This is a genomic window from Streptomyces sp. BK022 (assembly GCF_004217355.1).
GTDB lineage: Bacteria > Actinomycetota > Actinomycetes > Streptomycetales > Streptomycetaceae > Streptomyces > Streptomyces griseoluteus.
In genome coordinates this window covers 965,995-988,283 of record NZ_SHKU01000002.1, presented here as the reverse complement: position 1 = coordinate 988,283, position 22,289 = coordinate 965,995, and the positions used below count along the sequence as shown (strand labels likewise).

Sequence of the window (22,289 nt, the reverse complement as noted above, 5' to 3'; positions counted from 1 at the left end):
TGCCACCCGCATGTGGTCGTGCGAGGTGGTCACTGCGGACCGGCGCGCCTGCTGCCCATAATCATGGTGAGCGAGAGCACGGGGGAAGTCTGGCACAGAACGGCCACCGTCCCACGGGGTGTCTCACCATGCGGGCCGCGCTGTCCGAAAAGGGGACCGCCCCGGAGCCTCCAGGGCGGTCCCGCGGGTTCGGCTAGCCGATGCGGTGCATCCAGCCGTGCTGGTCCTCGGCCGTGCCGCGCTGGATGTCGAGCAGGGCCTGGCGGAGGCGGAGGGTGACCTCGCCGGGCTCGCCGCCGCTCTGCTTCCACTCGACGCCGGCCCGCTTGACGGTGCCGACCGGGGTGATCACGGCGGCGGTGCCGCAGGCGAAGACCTCGGTCAGGGTGCCGTTCTCGGTGTCGCGCTGCCACTGGTCGACCGAGATCCGCCCCTCCTCGGCCTCGTAGCCGAGGTCGCGGGCGACGGCCAGCAGGGAGTCACGGGTGACGCCCTCCAGGATGGAGCCGGTCAGGGTGGGGGTGACGATCTTGTTCCCGTAGACGAAGAACAGGTTCATGCCGCCCAGTTCCTCGACCCACTGGTGCTCGACGGCGTCGAGGTAGCAGACCTGGTCGCAGCCCTTGGCCGCGGCCTCGGCCTGGGCGAGCAGGGAGGCCGCGTAGTTGCCGCCGGTCTTGGCGTCGCCCATGCCGCCGGGGACGGCGCGGACGCGGTCCTCGGAGACCCAGATCGACACCGGCTTCACGCCGCCCTGGAAGTAGGCGCCGGCCGGGGAGGCGATGACGATGAAGAGGTACTCGTTGGACGGCTTCACGCCCAGGCCGACCTCGGTACCGATCATGAAGGGGCGCAGGTAGAGGGAGTCCTCGCCGCCGTGCGCCGGGACCCAGTCGGTGTCCTGCGCGATCAGCGCGTCGCAGGCCTCGATGAAGGTCTCCACGGGCAGCTCGGGCATGCCCAGGCGGTGCGCGGAACGCTGGAAGCGCAGGGCGTTCTGCTCGGGCCGGAAGGTGGCGACCGTGCCGTCGGGCTGGCGGTACGCCTTCAGGCCCTCGAAGATCTCCTGGGCGTAGTGCAGGACGTTGGTGGCCGGGTCGAGCGGGATCGGCGCGTACGGGACGAGCTGGCCGTCGTGCCAGCCGCGGCCCTCGGTCCACTTGATCGTCACCATGTGGTCGGTGAAGCGGCGGCCGAAGCCGGGGCTGGTGAGGATCGCCTCGCGCTCCGCGGCGGCGAGCGGGTGGGCGGAGGGCTTGAGCTCGATCGTGGGCGTCGTCATGGGCGGCAGTCCTTCTCTTCCTGGCGTGGGACGGGCGGCTCCGGCGGGGCGGCCGGAGCCTGAAGGTCACCCCCGGCAAGGCGCGGTACCGGTGGTGGCGGGCCGCGCTCACGCCGTCCGGGCATTCCCTCATATCGCGGCTCCGCGTTCGATTATCGCGCGGCGAAGGCGCCGGAAGGAATCGGGGTGAACACGACCCGGTGCTCGATGGTGGCACCCGGCGCGGGCACGGCAAAGGGCCGCCGGGCGCCTGAGGCGACCCGGCGGCCCTTTCACGGGGCCGTGCGGGTCAGCCGGTTACCCGGCCTACGAGCGCGTCGCCGATCTCGGCGGTGGTGCGCGGGGGCAGGTCCACCCGCTCGGTGAGGTCGGCGGCCACGGCCGCGTCCACCCGGTCGGCCTCGGTGTCGTAGCCGAGGTGACGCAGCAGGAGGGCTACGGAGAGGACGGTGGCGGTGGGGTCGGCCTTGCCCTGTCCGGCGATGTCCGGGGCGGAGCCGTGGACCGGCTCGAACATGGACGGGTACGTGCGGGCCGGGTTGATGTTGCCCGACGCGGCCACGCCGATGCCGCCGGAGACGGCCGCGGCGAGGTCGGTGATGATGTCGCCGAAGAGGTTGTCGGTGACGATCACGTCGAACCGTCCGGGATCGGTCACCAGATAGATGGTGGCCGCGTCGACGTGGATGTACTCGGTGGAGACCTCGGGGTACTCCTCGGCCACCTTGTTGAAGATGTTGGTCCACAGGTGCCCGGCGAAGGTGAGCACGTTGTTCTTGTGGACCAGGGTGAGCTTCCGGCGCGGGCGGGCCTGGGCGCGGGCGAAGGCGTCCCGGACGACACGCTCGACACCGTAGGCGGTGTTCACCGAGACCTCGGTGGCGACCTCGTGCTCGGTGCCGGTGCGGATGGTGCCGCCGTTGCCCGTGTAGGGGCCCTCGGTGCCCTCGCGCACCACGACGAAGTCGATCTCCGGCTGGCCGGCGAGCGGGGTGGCGACGCCGGGGAGCAGCCTGGAGGGGCGCAGGTTGACGTGGTGGTCGAAGGCGAACCGGAGCTTCAGCAGGAAGCCGCGCTCCAGCACGCCGGACGGCACCGACGGATCGCCGATGGCGCCGAGCAGGATGGCGTCGTGGGCCTTGAGGGAGTCGAGGTCGGCGTCGGTGAGGGTCTCACCGGTGGCGCGGTAGCGCCGGGCGCCGAAGTCGTACTCCGTGGTCTCCAGCTTCACGTCCTGGGGCAGGACGGCGGAGAGGACCTTGAGACCCTCGGTCACGACCTCCTGGCCGATGCCGTCGCCGGGGATCACTGCGAGATCGATGCTGCGGGACATGTGCGGCACCCTACTCCGCGTCCCAGGGGATGACACGGACCGTCCGCGATGCGGACAGCGTGGCCGGCGCGGACGGTCCGTCGGGCGCGGCTCGGCTCAGTGGCCGGTCTCGCCGCCGTTGTCCCGGCGGTCGAGGGCGCGCTGGAGGGCGGCGGCGGCCTGGGCGCGGTCGGTGTCGTTCGAACGGGAGGCGTGGCGCACGCGGCGGCGGACGGTCGTCTCGGCCATGGGAAATCGACTCCTTCGACAGAGTGGTTGCACGGCAGCGGTGAAGCTGTGAGACGCCGGAAGGGGCGGAGAGCGCACGCCGCAGGGATTGCCTGCGCGGGGCGCGGCTCACGACCGCCCTTCGCTGGATGGAGCGATTCGTTCGGCTCATCCCAAGCTAAGGGACCGGGCCGCGCCTGTCTGCATGGTTACTCGGACTTCCTACTATCTGAGACGGCACCTCTCCCCACCTGCGGTTTCTTACCGGGGACTCAGCCGATGACGAACGGCAGACGTGCGGCCAGGGGGCCGAGTGCGGTCCGCTCCGCCACAGTCGGGGGGCGGCGGCCGGTGACGACGAGCAGGGTGTCCGTGTCGGGCAGGGCGGCGGGGAAGGGCTCGCCGGCGATGCGCTCCAGGAGGGCGCGGGCCTCGGCCAGGGTCTCGGGGGGCGGGGGTGGGGCGTCCGGTAGGTGGGCGGTCAGGTCCAGGTGGTGGAGGGTCCACTCCAGGACGTATGCGCAGAGGTAGTCGGCGGCGGTGAGGACCTCGCCCTGGGTGCCGACCCCCGCGGCCGGGTCGGCGAGGCGGGCCGCGCGGCCGGCGGCGGAGCCCACGTCGTCCAGGTGGAACTTGAGCAGGGCCGGGTCCTCGTAGGCCGCCGCCAGCCGGACGGTCAGGGCGTCCAGGGGGTCCTCGCCGGTCGGCGGGGTGTGGGTGACGGTCCAGTACGTCGCCGCGTCGCGGGTCGGCTCGGCGCCGGCGGGGGTGGCGAGGGTGATCAGGACGTCCTGGGCGTCGATGACGAGGTGGCACACCAGGTCCCGGACGAGCCAGCCCGCGCAGCCGGAGGGGCGGCCGAAGTCATCGGCGGCGAGGCCCGCGACCGCCGCCCGCAGGGCCGACCAGGAGAGGCAGAAGCCGTCAGACATGGGCGCACGCTAGCAGCGGCCGGACGCACGGCGGCCCGGCGAGACCGTTCAGGGCGGTCTCGCCGGGCCGGATCATGCGGGCTGGGCCCGGGAGGGGTCAGCCCATGTGCGGGTAGCCGTACTCGGTCGGCGGGACCAGCGTCTCCTTGATGGCGCGGGTCAGGGTCCAGCGCATCAGGTTCTGCGGGGCGCCGGCCTTGTCGTCGGTGCCGGAGGCGCGGCCGCCGCCGAAGGGCTGCTGGCCGACGACGGCGCCGGTGGACTTGTCGTTGATGTAGAAGTTGCCCGCCGCGTAGCGGAGCTTCTCCATCGTGTACGCCGCCGCGGCCCGGTCGTTGGAGATGACCGATCCGGTGAGGGCGTAGTCCGAGACCGACTCCATCTGGGTCAGCATCTCGTCGTACTTGTCGTCCTCGTAGACGTGCACGGCGAGGATCGGGCCGAAGTACTCGGTGCGGAAGACCTCGTTGTCGGGGTCGCTGCACTCGATGACGGTCGGGCGGACGAAGTAGCCCACCGAGTCGTCGTAGGAGCCGCCCGCGACGATGGTGCAGGTGGCGTCCTCGGCGGCGCGGTCGATGGCGGCCTTGTTCTTGGCGAAGGAGCGCTCGTCGATGACCGCGCCGATGAAGTTCGACAGGTCGGTGACGTCACCCATGGCGAGGCCGTCGACCTCGGCCGCGAACTCCTCCTTGAAACCGGAGTTCCAGATGGAGGCGGGGATGTAGGCACGCGAGGTCGCCGAGCACTTCTGGCCCTGGTACTCGAAGGCACCGCGGGTCAGCGCGGTCTTCAGCACCGCGCGGTCGGCGGAGGGGTGCGCGACCACGAAGTCCTTGCCGCCGGTCTCGCCGACCAGGCGCGGGTAGGCGCGGTACTTCTCGATGTTGTTGCCGACCGTCTTCCACAGGTACTGGAAGGTCTTGGTCGAGCCGGTGAAGTGGATGCCGGCGAGGTCGCGGTGCTCCAGGGCGACCTCGGAGACCGCGATGCCGTCGCCGGTGACCAGGTTGATGACGCCCTTGGGCAGCCCGGCCTCCTCCAGCAGCCGCATCAGCAGCACGGCGGCGTGGGTCTGCGTCGGGGACGGCTTCCAGACCACCACGTTGCCCATGAGGGCGGGCGCGGTGGGCAGGTTGGCGGCGATGGCCGAGAAGTTGAACGGCGTGATCGCGTAGACGAAGCCCTCCAGCGGGCGGTGGTCCATGCGGTTCCACACGCCCGGCGAGTTGGCCGGGGGCTGCTCGGCCAGGATCTGGCGGGCGTAGTGCACGTTGAAGCGCCAGAAGTCGACCAGCTCGCAGGGGCTGTCGATCTCGGCCTGCTGGGCGGTCTTGGACTGGCCCAGCATGGTGGAGGCGGCGATGGTCTCGCGCCAGGGGCCGGAGAGCAGCTCGGCGGCGCGCAGGATGATCGCGGCACGGTCGTCGAAGGACATCGCGCGCCAGGCCGGGGCGGCGGCCAGGGCGGCGTCGATCGCGTCCTGGGCGTCCTCGCGGGTGGCGTTCCGCAGGGTGCCGAGGACGGCCTTGTGGTTGTGCGGCTGGACCACCTGGAAGGACTCGCCGCCGCCCATCCGCTTCTCGCCGCCGATGGTCATCGGCAGGTCGACCGGGTTCTCGGCCAGCTCCTTCAGCTTGGCCTCCAGCCGGGCGCGCTCGGGGCTGCCGGGGGCGTAGCCGTGCACCGGCTCGTTGACGGGGGTGGGGACCTGGGTCACAGCGTCCATGAGAACCGTAACTCCTTTACGTTGAGCGGGTGTTCGGGCTCAGCCCTTGGTGATCATGCTGCGTACGAAGAACTGGAGGTTCGCCGGCTTCTCGGCGAGACGGCGCATGAAGTAGCCGTACCAGTCGGTGCCGTAGGCGGTGTAGACACGCATGCGGTGCCCCTCGGCGGCCAGCCGCAGGTGCTCGTCGCCCCGGATGCCGTAGAGCATCTGGAACTCGTACTCGTCGAGCTTACGGCCCGCGCGGTGGGCCAGTTCCTGGGCGATGGAGATGAGGCGGGGGTCGTGGGACCCGATCATCGGGTAGCCGTCGCCCTCCATCAGCGTCTTCAGGACGCGGACGTACGCCTTGTCGATCTCGTGCTTCTGCTGGTACGCGACCTCGGCGGGCTCCTTGTAGGCGCCCTTGACCAGGCGGACCCGACTGCCGGCGGCGGCCAGACGGCGGGCGTCGGCCTCGGTGCGGAACAGGTACGCCTGGATCACACAGCCGGTGGCGGGGAAGTCCTTCCGCAGCTCCTCGTGGATGGCGAACATCGAGTCGAGGGTGGTGTGGTCCTCGGCGTCCAGGGTGACCGTGGTGCCGATGGCGGCGGCGGCCTCGACGACGGGGCGGACGTTGGCGAGGGCCAGCTCGTGGCCGCCCTCCAGCGCTTGGCCGAACATGGAGAGCTTGACCGACATCTCGACCCGCTCGCCCAGGTCGAGGTCCTTGAGGTGGTCGATGAGCGCGAGGTAGGCGTCGCGCGCGGCGGCGGCCTGCTCGGGGGTGGTGATGTCCTCGCCGACGACGTCCATCGTGAGCTCGAGGCCCTTGGCGGTCAGCTCCGCGATGATCGGGACGATGTCGTCCACGGTCTCGCCGGGGATGAAGCGGTCGACGACCTGCTTGGTCACCGGGGCGGCCGAGATCAGACGACGCATCCGGTCGCTGCGCGACGCGGCGAGAATCACGGGACCCAGCACGGGGCACCTCCACAACAAAAGCACCGAAACGGCCGGGACCCGACGATTCGGGGACGGCACGGAGAACCACCGTGAAACCTAGGGATCTCTTCGATGGTGGGCCATCGACAGACGTCACGCATCCGATCACCGGTTCTCAGACAGATGTATGAAGCGGGCTCGGATATGCGGGAGAATGCCCGGGTGGCGGCCGATTACAGAGATGACTACCAGGAGCTGGTGGACGAGATCTCCGAGCTGCTGGGCGCCCCGGCGACCCTGGAGAACCGGGATTTCGAGCTGATCGCCTTCGGCGCGTACGACAGCGAGGGCGAGCTGGACCCCACCGCGCTGGACCCGGTGCGGGCCCGCTCGATCCTGACCCGGCGCTCGACCTCGGCGGTCCGCGCGTGGTTCGAGGGCTTCGGGATCACCCGCGCGACGGACCCGGTGCGCATCCCGCCCACCCCGGAGGCGGGTGTCTACCGGGGGCGGATCTGCCTGCCGGTACGCCACCGGGGTGTCGTGCTCGGCTATGTGTGGCTGCTGGACGACGACCCCGGCCCGAGCGACACCCAGCTCGCCGCCGCCATGCCGGTGACCGGGCGGATCGGCGCACTGCTGGCCGACGAGGCGCGGGCCGGTGCGGGGCTCGGCCGGGAGCTGCGGGCGGTGCTCACGGCGGAGGACGGCTGGCAGCGGGACATGGCGGTCACCGACCTGCGCACCGCGCTGGGCCCGCGCGCGGACGGCCCGCACACCGTGGTCTGCGTCGCCCCGTGGTTCTCCGCCGACCCCGACGACGCCCCCTCGGTGCGCACCGTCCCGCACGCCACCGCGCTGTGCACGGTGCCCTGGGGGGCGACGGCGCAGAGCCTCGCGGTACTGGTGCGGCTGCGCAGCACGGAGGTGACGGCCCCGGCGCTGGTGGCGGCCGCGCGGCTGATCAAGGAGGCGGAGGGCGCCGTGGTCGGCGTGGGCGTCGGTGAGCCACGGGCGGGGCTGGCCGAGTTGGGCACGGTGTGGCAGGAGGCGTCGGCGGCGGCGCGGGCCGCCCTGGCCGAGCCGAGGTTCGCGCCGGTGGCCGAGTGGCGGGGCATCGGCCCGTACCGGCTGCTGTCCGCGCTGCCGCCGAGGTCGGTGCAGGACCCGGTGGCGGCGCCGCTGCTCTCCCCCGCCCACCAGGAACTGGCCCGTACCGCCGAGGTCTACCTCGACTGCGCGGGCCAGGCCGGCCGGGCGGCGGCCGAACTGGGCATCCACCGCCAGACGCTCTACTACCGCCTGGGCCGCGTGGAACGGCTGACCGGCCTGGACCTGGACGACGGCGAGGACCGCCTGCTGCTGCACATGGCGTTGAAGCGGGCGCGGCTGGGCTGAGCGTTCAGCCCTTCCGCACGCCCTCCACGACCCGGCGCAGTCCGGCGGTGAGGGCGTCCGCGTCCGGGGCCGTCTCGGGGTCGAAGGTCCACTGGGCGATGAGGCCGGTCATCAGGGTGAGATAGAAGGCGCCGAGGGTGTCGGCGGCCTCGTCGGTGACCTCGTCCTCCGGTACGCCGGTGAGCAGCGCGACCAGGCCGCGTCCGCCCTCGCGCTGCTCGCGGCCCAGGTAGGCGCGGACCTCGGGGAGCTCGATGGTCATGACCTCCATGCTGAGCCGGAAGACCGAACCGGGTTCGCGCATCGCGGAGATGATGTTCGACCACACCCAGTGGAAGCGCTCCGGCGAGCCGGGCTCCCCCTCCGGCTCGGCCCCGCCGAAGGTGTCCCCCGCCTCCTCCACGAGCGCCACGTACGCCCGCGCGAGCAGGGCGTCCTTGGAGCCGTAGTGGTAGCCGATGGAGGCCAGGTTGGTGCCCGACTCCTTCACGATGTCGCGCGCGGTCGTCCGGGCGAACCCCTTCGCCAGCAGGCAGCGCTTGGCGCCCTCGAGCAGATCCTCACGATGTCCCATGCCGGCCAGCGTATCCCGGTCCATACGCGCGTCCTATACACATGACTTATACAAGCGTTCTAGACAAGCGTTTAATACAGCCGTACATTCCTCGGCATGGTGAACCCGCAGAGCACGACGAGCACCACCCCGACCTCCGTACAGGACCAGCCCGTTCGTGCCGGACGGCGCGAGTGGACCGCGCTGGGCGTGCTGATGCTGCCGCTGCTACTGGTCTCGATGGACGTGTCCGTGCTCTACTTCGCCACCCCGGCGATCAGCGCGGACCTCCGCCCCACCGGCACCCAGCAGCTCTGGATCTTCGACATCTACGGCTTCGTCCTGGCCGGCCTGCTGATGACGATGGGCGCCCTGGGCGACCGCGTGGGCAGCCGCCGGCTCCTGCTGGCGGGGGCCGCCGCCTTCGGCAGCGCCTCGGTCCTCGCCGCCTACGCCGACAGCGCCACCACCCTGATCGCGGCCCGCGCGGTCCTCGGCGTCGGCGGCGCCACCCTGATGCCGTCCACCATGGCCCTGCTGCGCACGATGTTCACCGACCCCGCCCAGCGGGCGAAGGCGATCGGACTGTGGTCCGGGGTGATGACCGGCGGCATCGCACTGGGCTCGGTGCTGAGCGGGGTGCTGGTGGAGCACTTCTGGTGGGGCTCGGTCTTCCTGGTCAACCTGCCCGCCATGCTCCTGCTCCTGGCCCTCGGCCCGTTCCTGCTCCCCGAGTCCCGCAACCCCTCCCCCGGCCGCTTCGACTGGATCAGCGTCCCGCTGTCCCTGGCCGCCGTGCTCCCGGTGATCTACGGCCTGAAGGAGATCCCGTCCGAGGGCTGGCACGTGCGGTACGTGATGTCGGTGACGGTCGGCCTGCTCTTCGCCGCCCTCTTCGTCCACCGCCAGCGCACCGCCGCCTCCCCGCTGGTGCCGCCCGCGCTGCTGCGGAACCGGGGTTTCACCCCGGCCGTGGTGCTGACCCTGGTCTCCGCCTTCGGCATGCTGGGCTCGGCGATCTTCACCACGCAGTACCTCCAGTCCGTGCTGGGCAAGAGCCCGCTGTCGGCCGCGCTGTGGAGTCTGGTGCCCTCGGTGCTGATCGGGGTCGCGGGACCGGTCACCGCCGCGCTGGTCGCCCGGGGCGTGGACCGGGGCCGGGTGGTCGCCGCCGGGTTCGCGGTCTCGGCCGCCGGGTACGGGCTGCTCGCGCTGACCGGCACCGGGTCGCTGTGGCTGCTGCTGGCCGCCGCCGGAGTGCTGGCCTGCGGTGCGGTGATGGTGCTGTCCCAGCTTACCGACCTCGCGATGGGCAGTGCCCCGGCACAGCGGGCGGGCACCGCCTCGTCCCTGCTGGAGACGGCCACCGAGTTCGGCGGCGCGCTCGGCATGGCGGTCCTGGGCTCGGTCGGCGCCGCCGTCTACCGGCACCGGATGCCGTCCGGCACCCCGGCGGAGGCCCGCGAGACGCTCGGCGGCGCGCTGGTCACCGCTGCCCGGCTGCCCGGCCGGGGCGGGGAGGCGCTGCTGGCCTCGGCGCGGGAGGCGTTCACCTCCGGGATGCACGCGGCGGCCCTCGCCGGGGCGGGCGTGCTGGCGCTGGCCGCGGTCGGCGCGGCGCTGACCCTGCGCGGACGGGACGCCGAGCGGCCCTGAGACGCCGGAGCGCCGGGCGGCCCGCAAGGGGGTCCGCCCGGCGCTCCGGCGTGTCAGGGGTGCGGATCAGTCCAGGTTGACCGAGCGGGCGGAGGTCGCCCCGATCTCCTGGGCCAGCTCGCCCAGCGTGGCCGGGTCGACCGTGTCGTCCACCGTCAGCACGGCCAGCGCCTCGCCGCCGGCGGTGGAGCGGGCCACCTGCATGCCGGCGATGTTGACGCCCGCCTCGCCGAGGACCCGGCCGACGGTGCCGACGACACCGGGACGGTCCTCGTAGCTGAGGACGACCATGTGCTCGGTGAGCGCGAGGTCCACGTCGTAGTCGCCGACCGCGACGATCTTCTGGACGTGCTTGGGACCGGCCAGCGTGCCGGAGACCGACACCTCCTCGCCGCCCGCGAGGGTGCCGCGCACGGTGACCACGTTGCGGTGGTCGGCCGACTCGGAGCTGGTGGTGAGGCGGACCTCGACACCGCGCTCCTGCGCGAACAGCGGAGCGTTGACGTAGGAGACGGTCTCGTCCACCACGTCCTCGAACACGCCCTTGAGCGCGGAGAGTTCCAGCACCTTCACGTCGTGCTGGGTGATCTCGCCGTACACCTCGACGTCGAGCCGGACCGCGACCTCGCCCGCCAGCGCGGTGAAGATGCGGCCGAGGCGCTCGGCCAGCGGCAGACCGGGCTTGACGTCCTCGGCGATGACACCGCCCTGGACGTTGACCGCGTCCGGCACCAGCTCACCGGCGAGGGCGAGGCGCACCGAGCGGGCCACCGCGATACCGGCCTTCTCCTGGGCCTCGTCGGTGGAGGCGCCGAGGTGCGGGGTGCAGACCACCTGGTCCAGCTCGAACAGCGGGGAGTCGGTGCACGGCTCCTTCGCATACACGTCGAGCCCGGCGCCGGCGACCCGGCCCTCCTTCAGCGCCGCGTACAGCGCCGCCTCGTCGACGATGCCGCCGCGCGCGGCGTTGACGATGCGCACGGTCGGCTTGACCTTGCGCAGCGCCTCGTCGCCGATCAGACCGAGGGTCTCGGGGGTCTTGGGCAGGTGGACGGTGATGAAGTCGGAGACCTCCAGCAGCTCGTCCAGCGACAGCACCTTGACGCCCATCTGCGCGGCGCGCGCGGGCTGTACGTAGGGGTCGTAGGCGACCACCTTCATGCCGAAGGCGGACATCCGCTGGGCGACCAGGGCGCCGATGCGGCCGAGGCCGACCACGCCGAGGGTCTTCTCGGCCAGCTCGACGCCGGTGTACTTGCTGCGCTTCCACTCGCCGTTCTTCAGGGCGGTGTTGGCCTGCGGAATGTTGCGCGCGCTGGCCACGAGCAGACCGCAGGCCAGCTCGGCGGCGGTGACGATGTTGGAGGTGGGGGCGTTGACGACCATCACGCCGGCCTTGGTGGCGGCGGAGACGTCGACGTTGTCCAGGCCGACGCCGGCTCGTGCGACGACCTTCAGCTTCTTGGCCGCGGCGATCGCCTCGGCGTCGACCTTGGTCGCCGAGCGGACGAGGATCGCGTCCACGTCGGCGATGGCGGGGAGCAGTTCGGCGCGGTCGGCTCCGTTGCAGTGCCGGATCTCGAAGTCCGGCCCGAGTGCGTCCACGGTGGCGGGCGACAGCTCTTCAGCGATGAGTACCGTGGCTTTTCGACTGGGGTACGAGCTCACGTGAGTCCTCACAAGTCCATTGCGGACGGCCGTCCCGACGGCCGCTGGCGGTGGAGGGGTGCTAGCCGCGTGGAAGACGCACGACACTGTGGGCCTGACGCGTTTGTTGTGCAGCAGTGTAGTGGCGCGGCGGCCGGGTGGGCGGCACCCCGCCAGGGGGGCGCCGCCGCCGGCCGCCGCGCCACGAGGCTCACGCCTCTTCGTCGACCCAGGACATCAGCTTGCGCAGCTTCTTGCCGGTGGTCTCCAGCAGGTGCTCGGAGTCCTGCTTCTTGTACTCGTCGTACTTCTTCAGGCCGCCGTGGTACTCGTCCATCCAGTTCTTGGCGAAGGAGCCGTCCTGGATCTCGGCGAGGACCTTCTTCATCTCGGCCTTGGTGGCGTCGGTGACGATGCGCGGGCCGGTGACGTAGTCGCCCCACTCGGCGGTCTCGGAGATGGACCAGCGCATCTTCTCCAGGCCGCCCTCGTACATGAGGTCGACGATCAGCTTCAGCTCGTGCAGACACTCGAAGTAGGCGATCTCCGGCTGGTAGCCGGCCTCGGTCAGCGTCTCGAAGCCCGCCTTGACCAGGGCGGCGGTGCCGCCGCAGAGCACGGCCTGCTCACCGAACAGGTCGGTCTCGGTCTCCTCGGTGAAGGTGGTCTTGATGACACCGGCGCGGGTGCCGCCGATGGCCTTGGCGTACGACAGGGCCAGCGGGAAGGCGTTGCCGGTGGCGTCCTGCTCGACCGCGACGATGCAGGGCACGCCGCGCCCCTCCTCGTACTGGCGGCGGACCAGGTGGCCGGGGCCCTTGGGGGCGACCATGCAGACGTCGACCTCGGCCGGGGGCTTGATGAAGCCGAAGCGGATGTTGAAGCCGTGGCCGAAGAACAGCGCGTCGCCGTCCTTCAGGTTCGGGGCGATGGACTCCTCGTAGACCTGGGCCTGGAGCGGGTCCGGGACCAGGATCATGATGACGTCGGCCTCGGCGGCGGCCTCGGCCGCGGTGACCACGCGCAGGCCCTGCTCCTCGGCCTTGGCGCGGGACTTGGAGGTCTCGGGCAGACCGACGCGGACGTCGACGCCCGAGTCCCGCAGCGACAGGGCGTGGGCGTGGCCCTGGCTGCCGTAGCCGATGACCGCGACCTTGCGGCCCTGGATGATGGACAGGTCGGCGTCGGCGTCGTAGAACAGCTCGGCCACTGGTTCTCTCCTTGAGGTGCGGGTGCTGCGCCCCACCGTATTGCGGTGGGGGGACGGAAGGTTTCGGGGTCTCGGCATCCGGTCGCCCCGCGGGGCGACCGGGCCGGGGGTCACGCGCTGCGGTCGAGGGCGCGCAGGGAGCGGTCGGTGATGGAGCGGGCGCCGCGTCCGATGGCGATGGTGCCGGACTGCACCAGCTCCTTGATGCCGAAGGGCTCCAGCATCTTCAGCATCGCGGACAGCTTGTCGCCGGAGCCGGTGGCCTCGATGGTGACGGCCTCCGGGGAGACGTCGACGGTCTTGGCGCGGAACAGCTGGACGATCTCCACGATCTGCGACCGGGTCTCGTTGTCCGCGCGGACCTTCACCAGAACGAGTTCACGCTGGACGGCCTGTCCGGGTTCCAGTTCGACGATCTTCAGCACGTTGACGAGCTTGTTGAGCTGCTTGGTCACCTGCTCCAGCGGCAGGTCCTCGACGTTCACCACGATGGTGATGCGGGAGATGTCGGCGTGCTCGGTGACACCCACCGCGAGGGAGTCGATGTTGAAGCCGCGCCGGGAGAAGAGGGCGGCGATGCGGGCGAGGATGCCCGGCGTGTTCTCCACCAGGACGGAGAGCGTGTGCTTGGACATGTCGTGGTCTCTCTCGGTCTCTCTCGCTCGGATCCTCGGTCAGTCCTGGTCGCTGTCGCCGAAGTCGGGACGGACGCCCCGCGCGGCCATGACCTCGTCGTTGGAGGTCCCGGCGGCGACCATCGGCCACACCATCGCGTCCTCGTGGACGATGAAGTCGACGACGACCGGCCGGTCGTTGATCGCGTTGGCCTCCTCGATGACCTTGTCCAGGTCCTCGGGGCGCTCGCAGCGGATGGCGTGGCAGCCCATCGCCTCGGCCAGCTTCACGAAGTCGGGCACGCGGGTGCCGGCGCTGGGGCCGGTGGGTCCGTCGGGGCCGGAGTGCAGCACGGTGTTGGAGTAGCGCTGGTTGTAGAACAGCGTCTGCCACTGGCGGACCATGCCGAGGGCGCCGTTGTTGATGATGGCGACCTTGATCGGGATGTTGTTCAGGGCGCAGGTGGTGAGTTCCTGATTGGTCATCTGGAAGCAGCCGTCGCCGTCGATCGCCCAGACCGTACGGCCGGGCTGGCCGGCCTTGGCGCCCATCGCGGCCGGGACCGCGTACCCCATGGTCCCGGCGCCGCCGGAGTTGAGCCAGGTCGCGGGCTGCTCGTACTGGATGAAGTGGGCGGCCCACATCTGGTGCTGGCCGACGCCCGCCGCGAAGATCGTGTCGTCGGGGGCGAGCTGCCCGATGCGCTCGATGACCGCCTGCGGGGAGAGCGAGCCGTCCTCCGGCGTCTCGTAGCCGAGCGGGTAGGTCTCCCGCCAGCGGTTCAGGTCGCTCCACCACGCGGTGTGGTCGCCCCGGTGGCCCTCGCTGTGCTCCTTCTGCACGGCCTGGATCAGGTCGGCGAGCACCTCGCGGGCGTCGCCCACGATCGGCACGTCGGCCTCGCGGTTCTTGCCGATCTCGGCCGGGTCGATGTCGGCGTGCACGATCTTGGCGTACGGCGCGAAGCTGTCCAGCTTCCCGGTCACCCGGTCGTCGAAGCGGGCACCGAGGGCGACGATCAGATCGGCCTTCTGCAGCGCGGTGACGGCGGTGACCGAGCCGTGCATGCCGGGCATGCCCACGTGCTGCGGGTGGCTGTCGGGGAAGGCGCCCAGTGCCATCAGGGTGGTGGTGACGGGCGCGCCGGTCAGCTCGGCCAGGACCTTCAGCTCTGCGGTGGCGCCGGCCTTGAGCACCCCGCCGCCGACGTAGAGGACGGGACGGCGGGCGCTGGTGATGAGCTTGGCGGCCTCGCGGATCTGCTTGGCGTGCGGCTTGGTCACCGGGCGGTAGCCGGGCAGGTCCGTCACGGGCGGCCAGGAGAAGGTCGTCCGCGTCTGGAGCACGTCCTTGGGGATGTCCACGAGGACCGGGCCGGGGCGGCCGGTCGACGCGATGTGGAACGCCTCGGCGATCGTCCTCGGGATGTCCTCGGCCTTGGTGACGAGGAAGCTGTGCTTGGTGATCGGCATGGAGATGCCGACGATGTCCGCCTCCTGGAAGGCGTCCGTACCGATCGCCTTGGAGACCACCTGGCCGGTGATCGCGACCAGCGGCACCGAGTCCATGTTGGCGTCGGCGATCGGGGTGACCAGGTTGGTGGCGCCCGGACCCGAAGTCGCCATGCAGACACCGACCTTGCCGGTGGCCTGCGCGTACCCGGTGGCCGCGTGGCCCGCGCCCTGCTCGTGGCGGACCAGCACGTGGCGCACCCGCTGGGAGTCCATCAGCGGGTCGTACGCGGGAAGGATGGTGCCCCCGGGAATGCCGAATACGGTGTCGACCCCGACCTCCTCGAGCGAGCGGATGAGGGACTGCGCACCCGTGACGTGCTCGACGGGGGCGGAGTGCTGTCCTCCGGATCGGGGCCGCGGCTGCGGATGGTGGGCCCCGGTGGCCTGCTCGGTCATCGTCATTCTCTTCTCGAGCTTGAGGGTTTGCGAGGTTCGGGCGGTGCGGGTGCGGAGCGAGGGGGCGTACGAGGGTCGCTCGTGCAACAAAAAACCCCTCGTGCCGTGAGGCAAGCGAGGGGAGCGCGTCGGTGAGGGGTGCTGGGATTTCCGGACGGTGTCCGACGAAGCCCCAGCTCAGCCGACGCGCTTTCCAAGTACGAGAATTCGGGTGCGCATGGCACTGACCCTCCCCCCGGCGCACACCATGTGTCAAGTGGGTGGGACAGCCGTCTCATCATGTGAGCGGAGCACCGTCCCGCCGAACACGGTGGACCTGGTCCCCGGGTAGAGCCCGGCACCCTTCCCGGCGAAGACCGGCTCGGCCGGGGCGTGCGGCACCGGGAAACGGCCGGAGGCGAGCGCCCGGCGCAGCCGGTACTCGTCCACCGGCCCGGCGAACGCCATGCCCTGGCCGTGAGTGCAGCCCATGGCACGCAGCGCGACCACCTGTTCCGGCAGGTCCACGCCCTCGGCCACGGTCTGGAGGCCGAGGTCGCCGGCGATGCGCAGCAGCCCACTGGTGATCTTGTGCAGCCGGGCGGACTCCACGACGCCCTCGATCAGCCCGCGGTCGAGCTTGAGGATGTCCACGGGGAGCCTGCGCAGCGCCGTGATGGCCGCGTGGCCGCTGCCGAAGCCGTCGAGCGCGATCCGCACCCCGAGGCGGCTGAGCGCGGTCAGGCGGCGCTCCAGCTCGTCCTGGGAGATCCGCGGGTCGGTGCCGGACAGTTCGATGATCAGCGCGCCGGGCGGCAGTCCGTGCCGGGTGAGCAGCGCCTCGATGGAGCCGAGCGGCAGCGAACGGTCCAGCAGCCGCCGGGCGCTCATCCGTACCGACACCGGGACGACGAGGCCGCCCGCGGCGCGCTCGGCGGCCTGCTCGACGGCTTCCTGGAGTATCCAGCGCTCCAGCTCGGCCGTACGGTCGCCGTCCTCGGCCACCCGCAGGAACTCGGCCGGGGTGAACAGCACCCCCTGGGCGGAGCGCCAGCGCGCGTGGGTGGCGACCGAGGCGATCCGGCCGCCGCTGAGGCACACCACCGGCTGGTGCAGCAGCGCGAACTCGCCCTCGTGCAGCGCGGCGCGCAGCCGCCCGGCCAGCTCGGCCTTGCGGACCACGTCCTGCTGCATCTGGGGCTTGTACAGCTCCACCCGGCCCTTGCCGCCGGCCTTGGCCCGGTACATCGCCAGGTCGGCGTTGCGCAGCAGCTCCCCCGCGCCGAGGCCGGGTTCGGCGAAGGCGACGCCGATCGAGGCGTTGACCCGGACATCGTTGCCGTCGATGGCGTACGGCTGGGAGAGGGTGAGCCGGAGCCGGTCGGCCAGCTCCAGGATGTGCCGCTCGCGGGCGGCCCGGTCGCGGGTGCCGTCCCCGGTGATCAGGGCCGCGAACTCGTCCCCGCCGAGCCGGGAGGCGGTGTCGCCCTGGCGCACGGAGTCCTGGAGCCGGCGCGCGGCCTGGATCAGCAGCTCGTCCCCGGCCTGGTGGCCGATGGTGTCGTTGACGGCCTTGAAGCCGTCGAGGTCGATGAAGAGCACGGCCGTGCCGCGCAGGGCGGCCCCCCGGTCGGTGGCCCGGCGCCCGGACAGGGCCTGCTGGACACGCCGGGTGAACAGGGCGCGGTTGGGCAGGTCGGTGAGCGGGTCGTGCTCGGCGTTGTGCTGGAGCTGGGCCTGGAGCCGGACCCGCTCGGTCACGTCCCGGCTGTTGAAGATCAGCCCGCCGTGGTGCCGGTTGACGGTGGACTCCACGTTGAGCCAGCCGCCCCGGCCGGAGCGGAAGCGGCACTCGATGCGGGTGGTGGGTTCGGCCAGCGGGTCGGCGGCCAGGAAGCGGCGCACCTCGTGCACCACGCAGCCCAGGTCCTCGGGGTGGATGAGGGCGGCCAGTTCGGTGCCGATCAGGGCCTCGGCGCTGCTGCCGTAGACCCCGGCGGCGGCCGGGGAGACGTAGCGCAGGACGCCGTTGGGCGCGGCGATCATGATGACGTCGCTGGAGCCCTGCACCAGGGAGCGGAAGTGGTTCTCCTTCTGCGCCAGTTCCTGGGTGAGGGTGATGTTGTCCAGCAGCATGATGCCCTGGCGGATGACGAGGGCCAGCACCACGGCGCCCGCGGTGATCAGCACCACGTGGTCGGGCCGGCGCCCGTTGAGCACGTTGTACAGGATGCCCAGCGTGCAGACGGCGGCGGCGAGGTACGGGGTGAGGGCGGCCAGCGAGCCGGTGAGCGGCCGTCCGGACGGGTACCGGTGGCCCTCCGTGCCCGGCGGATGCGGCTGCGCGGTGGACGGGCCGCGCTGGCCCGGCACGCGCTCGTACCGGGCACGGGTCCCGGCGGCGCCCCTGTCGCCCTCGCGCCCCCGGGGTGCGGCCCAGGGGGCGTAGGCGAGCAGCAGGGAGCCCGCGAACCAGCCCGCGTCCAGCAGTTGCCCGGAGCGGTAACTGCTGTGCAGCAGGGGCGAGGTGAACAGCGCGTCGCACATCACGGTGAGCGCCAGGGCGCCGATCGCGGTGTTGACGGCGGTGCGGTTGCCCGGACTGCGCCGGAAATGCAGTGCGAGCACCATGCTGACCAGCACGATGTCGAGCAGCGGGTAGGCCAGCGAGAGGGCGGTGTGCTCGACGCTCGGGCCGTCGATCCGGGCGGTCTGGGCGAGGGCCAGGCTCCAGGAGAGGGTGAGCAGCGAGCCGCCGATGAGCCAGGCGTCCAGCGTGAGACAGATCCAGCCGGCCCGGCTCGCCGGGCGCTTGGCGAGCACCAGCAGGCCCACGATGGCGGGTGGCGCGAAGCAGAGGAAGAACAGGTCGGCGTAGCTGGGGCTCGGCACGGTGCGTTCCAGGACGACCTCGTACCACCCCCAGACCGCGTTGCCCAGGGCGGCCATCGCGGAGGAGAGGGCGAAGAGCAGCCAGGCGGGGCGGAAGCGGACGCGGCGGCTGCGGGCGTAGAGGAAGCAGGAGACGGCGGCGGTGCCGGCCGCCGCACTGAGCCCGAAGTCACCCATGAACAGCGCCAGTTGCTCGTCCCCCCAGTCGAGGGCGGAGCCGACCGCGTAGGCCGCGCAGAGCAGGGCGAGGGCGAGCTGCTGGGTGAGCCGCGATCCGTCGCCGGCCGCTGCCGGTGGCCGGGTGGGGGGCGTGCGGACGGGCTGCTGCGGCGCGCGGGGCGCCCCGTCGAGCGCGGTCGTGGTCACCGGCGGCGCACTCACCGCACCCTCCCGGTGCGGGTCGCGCCGGTGCCCCTCGGGGGCCGGTGCGGATGCCTGCGCCGGGCGCCCGGCCGGGGGTGCAGGGCGAGCCGGCTCGCCGGCCGCTCGCGCCTGCACGCGGTCGTGCGCCAGGGTCGCCGTCGGCGGCTCCGCCGCGTCGGATCGTTCGTCCATAGGCCGTGCATCGCCCGTCGCCCCCCTCACAGAGCTGAAATGTTCGTCCCCGGCGCCGATCGGTCGGCGGCGCACCCCTGTCGGGACGATACACCAGGATCGTCACTCAGGGACATAGCTTCTCTACTCTCCGTGACGACCAGCGACTATGCGGGCACACAACGCGCCCGAAGGGTCGCGGAGGGTGCCGACAAGCGGCTCACGCCCCGGTGGTGAGGACCACGTGGCGCAGTGGCTCATGGTTCACGAACCGGGTCAACTGGTCCACCAGGAGCCGCTCGGCGCGCGGCCGGAACGCCGAACTGGGGCCGCCCACGTGCGGGGTGATCAGTACGCCCGGCGCCCGCCACAACGGGTGCCCCGGCGGCAGCGGTTCGGGGTCGGTGACATCCAGCGCGGCGGTGAGGCGCCCGCTCTCCACCTCGCTGAGCAGGGCGTCGGTGTCGACCACGGGCCCGCGCGCGATGTTCACCAGCAGGGCGCCGTCCTTCATGCGGGCGAGGAAGGCGGCGTCCACCAGGCCCCGCGTCTCGTCGGTGAGGGGCGTCGCGAGGATCACCACGTCCGCGTCCGGGAGCACTCGGGGAAGTTCGGTGAGCGGATGCACGACCCCGCGCGCGGTGGTGCGCCCAGAGCGCGCCACCCGGATCACGCGCCCCACCTCGAAGGGCGCGAGCCGGTCCTCGATGGCCGAACCGATCGCCCCGTAACCGAGGATGAGCACGTTCCGGTCGGCCAGAGCGGGCCGGAACTCCCCTTGCCAGCGCTCCTCGTCCTGCGCCCGCACGAACCCCGGGATTCCGCGCAGCGAGGCCAGCGTGAGGGTGAGGGCCAGCTCGGCGGTGCTGGTGTCGTGGACGCCGCGGGCGTTGCAGAGCTGGACGCCGGGGACGATCAGGGAGAGGTGCGCGGTGATGTCGTCGACGCCCGCGGTGAGCGTCTGGACCACCCGCAGGCCGGTCATCGCCTCCAGCGGGCGCACCTTCACGGGCTCGCGCCGCATGTACGGCACCACGTACACCGCGCACCTCGCCGGATCACCGGGGAACTCCTCCTGCCCGCCGTCCCAGAACAGGTAGTCCGGGCCCTCGGGCAGACCCTTGATCTCCTCGGGCGGGATCGGCAGCCAGACGTCTTCGCTCATGGTCAGGAGGCTAGTTCAGACAGCCGGGGGTGAGCGGTTAGGTTGGGAGCCTCGGTGAGGGAGGTTCGCGGCAGGTGGAGCGCAGGACGATCGGCACGGGGGCGCTCTCGGTGGGGGCCGTGGGGCTCGGGTGCATGCCGATGAGCTGGGCGTACAGCGGGTCGCGGCAGCGGGGCGAGGAGTCGCTCCGGGCCGTGCACCGCGCGCTGGACCTCGGGTCCGACTTGCTGGACACGGCCGACATGTACGGCCCGTTCACCAATGAGCTGCTGCTGGGCCGGGTGCTGAGGGAGCGGCGCGCGGACGCCTTCGTGTCGACCAAGGCCGGGCTGCTGGTGGGTGATCAGCACATCGTGGCCAACGGGAGCCCCGGCTATGTGAGGCGCGCCTGCGACGCCTCGCTGCGCCGCCTGCAGACCGACGTGATCGACCTGTACCAGCTGCACCGCGCCGACCCGGAGGTCCCCGTCGAGGAGACCTGGGGCGCGATGGCGGATCTGGTCCGGGCGGGGAAGGTCCGCGCGCTGGGCCTGTGCGCGGTCGGCGCGCGCGGCGGACGCCGCCCGGGGAACGGGCTGTACGACGGCACGCTGCGCCAGTTGCGGCGGGTGCAGCAGGTGTTCCCGGTGAGCGCGGTGCAGGCGGAGCTCTCGGTGTGGTCGCCGGAGGCGCTCACCGCGCTGCTGCCCTGGTGCGCTGAGCGGGGCATCGGCCTCCTCGCGGCGATGCCCCTGGGGAATGGTTTCCTCACCGGGACGCTCACCCCGGGCGAGGGCTTCGAACCGGACGATCTGCGCGCCCGCCACCCCCGTTTCACGGCCGAGATGATGGCGGCGAACCAGCCCGTCGTGGCCGGACTCCGGCGCATCGCGCGCCGGCACGGCGAGGACGTCACCCCGGCGCAGGTGGCGCTGGCGTGGGTGCTGGCGCAGGGACCGCAGGTCGTCGCGCTGCCCGGCACCAAGCGGGAGCGCTGGGCACGGGAGAACGCGGCGGCGGCCGCGCTGCGGTTGACCCCCGAGGATCTCGCCGAGGTGGCCGCGCTGCCCCCGGCGCTGGGATCGTGGGACTGAACGCGGGACGCACACGGTGCGCGTCTGGTGGGGTAGCAGTGTCGGTGCGACCCCTTCGAAGGGACCTTGACCGTGCGAAGCCGAACCGTACCCGCCGTACTCGCCGCGACCGCGCTGCTGCTGGCCGCGGGCTGCTCCTCGGACGGGGGTGACGGGCGGGGATCGCCCTCCGGCGGCATGGTGACCGCCCCGGCCCAGTCCCCCTCCGCCACAGCGCCGCCCGCCAAGGGCTCGGTGAAGGTGCTGCGGACGGTGGCCGAGGGCCTGAAGAGCCCGTGGGGGCTGGCACCGCTGCCGGACGGGAACCTGCTGGTCTCCTCCCGCGACGACGCCACCCTCACCCGGATCGACGCCAGGACCGGCAGGAAGACGGTGACGGGCCGCGTCTCCGGGGTCGAGCCCGCCGGCGAGGGCGGCCTGCTGGGCATCGCCCTCTCCCCCGGCTTCGCCTCGGACCACATGGTCTACGCCTACTTCACCTCGGCCTCCGACAACCGCGTGGTCCGGGTCCGCTACGACGAGAAGCGGGCACCCGGTGATCAGCTGAGCGCCCCCGACACGGTGTTCAAGGGCATCCCCAAGGGCCACATCCACAACGGCGGCCGCATCGCCTTCGGCCCGGACGGCATGCTGTACGCCGGCACCGGCGAGAGCGGCGACAAGGGGCTGGCCCAGGACAGGAAGTCGCTCGGCGGCAAGATCCTCCGGATCACCCCGGAGGGCGAACCGGCGCCGGGCAATCCCCTCGGCCGCTCCCCGGTCTACTCCTACGGCCACCGCAATGTGCAGGGTCTGGCCTGGGACAGGCAACAGCGGCTGTTCGCCTCGGAGTTCGGGCAGGACACCTGGGACGAGCTGAACGCGATCAAGCCGGGCGGCGACTACGGCTGGCCCGGCACCGAGGGCAAGGGCACCGACGCGCGCCTGCAGAATCCGCTGGCCCAGTGGCACACCGACGACGCGTCCCCGAGCGGTATCGCCTTCGTGGACGGCGTGATCTGGATGGCCGGCCTCCGGGGCGAGCGCCTGTGGCGCGTCCCGCTGCGCTCGACCTCGGCGTCGGCCCCGCCGCAGGCGTTCCTCGACGGCGAGTACGGCCGGCTGCGCACCGTGGCCCCGGCCGGGCAGGACCGGTTGTGGCTGCTGACCAGCAACACCGACGGCCGCGGCGACCCGGAGCAGGGCGACGACCGCCTGCTGGAGCTGCGGGTGCGCTGACGGGGGCGGTGCGGCACACCGCCCCCGAC

17 protein-coding genes are annotated in these 22,289 nt (G+C 72.0%); 4 read left to right on the top strand and 13 right to left on the bottom strand.

The features are described 5' to 3' along the window. Positions 1 to 193 precede the first annotated feature (193 nt). The 6 genes from EV284_RS10605 to EV284_RS10580 all read right to left on the bottom strand — a co-directional run bounded on the left by EV284_RS10605 (position 194) and on the right by EV284_RS10580 (position 6,449). A complete protein-coding gene (locus tag EV284_RS10605; RefSeq protein ID WP_130332606.1) occupies positions 194 to 1,282 on the bottom strand; it encodes a branched-chain amino acid aminotransferase in 1,089 nt (362 codons plus the stop codon). 289 nt (positions 1,283 to 1,571) lie between these two features. Then, complete coding sequence (locus EV284_RS10600) at positions 1,572 to 2,615, bottom strand: 3-isopropylmalate dehydrogenase (protein WP_130332604.1); 1,044 nt, start codon at positions 2,613 to 2,615, stop codon at positions 1,572 to 1,574. Between the two features lie 96 nt (positions 2,616 to 2,711). Then, positions 2,712 to 2,843 carry a hypothetical protein gene (locus EV284_RS33530; RefSeq protein WP_086690483.1) on the bottom strand — a complete coding sequence of 44 codons (132 nt, stop codon included), beginning with the start codon at positions 2,841 to 2,843 and terminating at the stop codon, positions 2,712 to 2,714. A 251-nt stretch (positions 2,844 to 3,094) separates the two neighbouring features. Further along, entirely contained in the window at positions 3,095 to 3,754 is a 660-nt protein-coding gene (locus tag EV284_RS10590) for a maleylpyruvate isomerase N-terminal domain-containing protein (protein ID WP_130332602.1), read from the bottom strand. 97 nt (positions 3,755 to 3,851) lie between these two features. Further along, complete coding sequence (gene pruA / locus EV284_RS10585) at positions 3,852 to 5,483, bottom strand: L-glutamate gamma-semialdehyde dehydrogenase (RefSeq protein WP_130332600.1); 1,632 nt, start codon at positions 5,481 to 5,483, stop codon at positions 3,852 to 3,854. Positions 5,484 to 5,522: 39 nt separating this feature from the next. Beyond that, positions 5,523 to 6,449, bottom strand: coding sequence for a proline dehydrogenase family protein (locus EV284_RS10580; RefSeq protein WP_130332598.1), 927 nt, complete (start codon positions 6,447 to 6,449; stop codon positions 5,523 to 5,525). A 165-nt stretch (positions 6,450 to 6,614) separates the two neighbouring features. Between EV284_RS10580 and EV284_RS10575 the strand changes: the two genes are divergently transcribed. Then, entirely contained in the window at positions 6,615 to 7,808 is a 1,194-nt protein-coding gene (locus EV284_RS10575) for a helix-turn-helix domain-containing protein (RefSeq protein WP_207228991.1), read from the top strand. A 4-nt stretch (positions 7,809 to 7,812) separates the two neighbouring features. Here the strand turns inward: EV284_RS10575 and EV284_RS10570 are convergent, their stop codons facing one another. Beyond that, on the bottom strand, positions 7,813 to 8,382 hold the full coding sequence (locus EV284_RS10570; protein WP_130332594.1) for a TetR/AcrR family transcriptional regulator: 570 nt from the start codon (positions 8,380 to 8,382) through the stop codon (positions 7,813 to 7,815). Between the two features lie 96 nt (positions 8,383 to 8,478). Here EV284_RS10570 and EV284_RS10565 point away from each other — a divergent pair, with 96 nt between their 5' ends. Further along, a complete protein-coding gene (locus EV284_RS10565) occupies positions 8,479 to 10,017 on the top strand; it encodes an MFS transporter (RefSeq protein WP_130332592.1) in 1,539 nt (512 codons plus the stop codon). 66 nt (positions 10,018 to 10,083) lie between these two features. On the opposite strand, the gene serA is transcribed toward EV284_RS10565, so the two are convergent. The 6 genes from serA to EV284_RS10530 all read right to left on the bottom strand — a co-directional run bounded on the left by serA (position 10,084) and on the right by EV284_RS10530 (position 19,969). Next, a complete protein-coding gene (gene serA, locus EV284_RS10560; RefSeq protein ID WP_130332590.1) occupies positions 10,084 to 11,685 on the bottom strand; it encodes a phosphoglycerate dehydrogenase in 1,602 nt (533 codons plus the stop codon). Positions 11,686 to 11,875: 190 nt separating this feature from the next. Then, complete coding sequence (gene ilvC, locus EV284_RS10555; RefSeq protein ID WP_130332588.1) at positions 11,876 to 12,874, bottom strand: ketol-acid reductoisomerase; 999 nt, start codon at positions 12,872 to 12,874, stop codon at positions 11,876 to 11,878. 110 nt (positions 12,875 to 12,984) lie between these two features. Continuing rightward, a complete protein-coding gene (gene ilvN, locus EV284_RS10550) occupies positions 12,985 to 13,509 on the bottom strand; it encodes an acetolactate synthase small subunit (RefSeq protein WP_031181749.1) in 525 nt (174 codons plus the stop codon). 39 nt (positions 13,510 to 13,548) lie between these two features. Continuing rightward, a complete protein-coding gene (locus tag EV284_RS10545; RefSeq protein ID WP_130332586.1) occupies positions 13,549 to 15,399 on the bottom strand; it encodes an acetolactate synthase large subunit in 1,851 nt (616 codons plus the stop codon). Positions 15,400 to 15,651: 252 nt separating this feature from the next. Then, positions 15,652 to 18,651: an EAL domain-containing protein gene (locus EV284_RS10540; protein ID WP_165425499.1), complete on the bottom strand. Its 3,000-nt coding sequence runs from the start codon at positions 18,649 to 18,651 to the stop codon at positions 15,652 to 15,654. 373 nt (positions 18,652 to 19,024) lie between these two features. Then, the gene (locus EV284_RS10530) at positions 19,025 to 19,969 is read right to left on the bottom strand and encodes a 2-hydroxyacid dehydrogenase (protein WP_130332582.1); all 945 of its coding nucleotides are present in this window, start codon (positions 19,967 to 19,969) and stop codon (positions 19,025 to 19,027) included. Between the two features lie 74 nt (positions 19,970 to 20,043). Between EV284_RS10530 and EV284_RS10525 the strand changes: the two genes are divergently transcribed. Beyond that, the gene (locus EV284_RS10525) at positions 20,044 to 21,042 is read left to right on the top strand and encodes an aldo/keto reductase (RefSeq protein WP_130332580.1); all 999 of its coding nucleotides are present in this window, start codon (positions 20,044 to 20,046) and stop codon (positions 21,040 to 21,042) included. 66 nt (positions 21,043 to 21,108) lie between these two features. Further along, positions 21,109 to 22,260, top strand: a complete 1,152-nt coding sequence (locus EV284_RS10520; RefSeq protein ID WP_130332578.1) for a PQQ-dependent sugar dehydrogenase — start codon at positions 21,109 to 21,111, stop codon at positions 22,258 to 22,260. Positions 22,261 to 22,289: the final 29 nt, after the last annotated feature.

Bases quoted from the DNA above. Each gene is read 5' to 3' on its own strand.
- EV284_RS10590 (WP_130332602.1), bottom strand. From the start codon at position 3,754: ATGTCTGACGGCTTCTGCCTCTCCTGGTCGGCCCTGCGGGCGGCGGTC.
- EV284_RS10530 (WP_130332582.1), bottom strand. From the start codon at position 19,969: ATGAGCGAAGACGTCTGGCTGCCGATCCCGCCCGAGGAGATCAAGGGT.
- EV284_RS10545 (WP_130332586.1), bottom strand. From the start codon at position 15,399: ATGACCGAGCAGGCCACCGGGGCCCACCATCCGCAGCCGCGGCCCCGA.
- EV284_RS10600 (WP_130332604.1), bottom strand. From the start codon at position 2,615: ATGTCCCGCAGCATCGATCTCGCAGTGATCCCCGGCGACGGCATCGGC.
- EV284_RS33530 (WP_086690483.1), bottom strand. From the start codon at position 2,843: ATGGCCGAGACGACCGTCCGCCGCCGCGTGCGCCACGCCTCCCGTTCG.
- EV284_RS10605 (WP_130332606.1), bottom strand. From the start codon at position 1,282: ATGACGACGCCCACGATCGAGCTCAAGCCCTCCGCCCACCCGCTCGCC.
- EV284_RS10565 (WP_130332592.1), top strand. From the start codon at position 8,479: ATGGTGAACCCGCAGAGCACGACGAGCACCACCCCGACCTCCGTACAG.
- EV284_RS10575 (WP_207228991.1), top strand. From the start codon at position 6,615: ATGCGGGAGAATGCCCGGGTGGCGGCCGATTACAGAGATGACTACCAG.
- pruA (WP_130332600.1), bottom strand. From the start codon at position 5,483: ATGGACGCTGTGACCCAGGTCCCCACCCCCGTCAACGAGCCGGTGCAC.
- EV284_RS10570 (WP_130332594.1), bottom strand. From the start codon at position 8,382: ATGGGACATCGTGAGGATCTGCTCGAGGGCGCCAAGCGCTGCCTGCTG.
- ilvN (WP_031181749.1), bottom strand. From the start codon at position 13,509: ATGTCCAAGCACACGCTCTCCGTCCTGGTGGAGAACACGCCGGGCATC.